Origin of the sequence: Caballeronia sp. ATUFL_M2_KS44 (assembly GCF_023630965.1) — a bacterium.
Classification (GTDB): domain Bacteria; phylum Pseudomonadota; class Gammaproteobacteria; order Burkholderiales; family Burkholderiaceae; genus Caballeronia; species Caballeronia concitans.
The window spans coordinates 1-286 of record NZ_JALQEA010000038.1; the positions used below are offsets into that span (position 1 = coordinate 1).

At 61.2% G+C, this 286-nt stretch carries 1 protein-coding gene; it reads left to right on the forward strand.

The window, feature by feature from the left end; genetic code table 11:
- Nucleotides 1-5 precede the first annotated feature (5 nt).
- On the forward strand, nt 6-286 hold a 281-nt coding region (locus tag NCR39_RS15375; RefSeq protein ID WP_250452960.1), incomplete at its 3' end, for a hypothetical protein.

Consider the following 286-nt stretch of genomic DNA (forward strand, 5'->3'; position numbering starts at 1 on the left):
ACACCATGCTGGTCAAGAACGAAGCGCGGGTCGAACATCTCATCAACGATCTTCTCGAGTTCGCGAGAGGGCGATTGCCGGAGCCAAGCTTCAAGGTCATCGAGCCGCTGCTTCGCTATTACTACGAGCAGGTCGATGTCGAGGATATCGCGAGCCGCGATGTCGCCGATCTCTACGGCGCCGCGATGGCGCACTGGCAGACCGCGCAGAAGTTCGTGCCGGGGCGCGAGGTGCTGCGCGTCTACAACCCGAATCTGGAGCAGCACGGCTGGCATTCGGATCACAC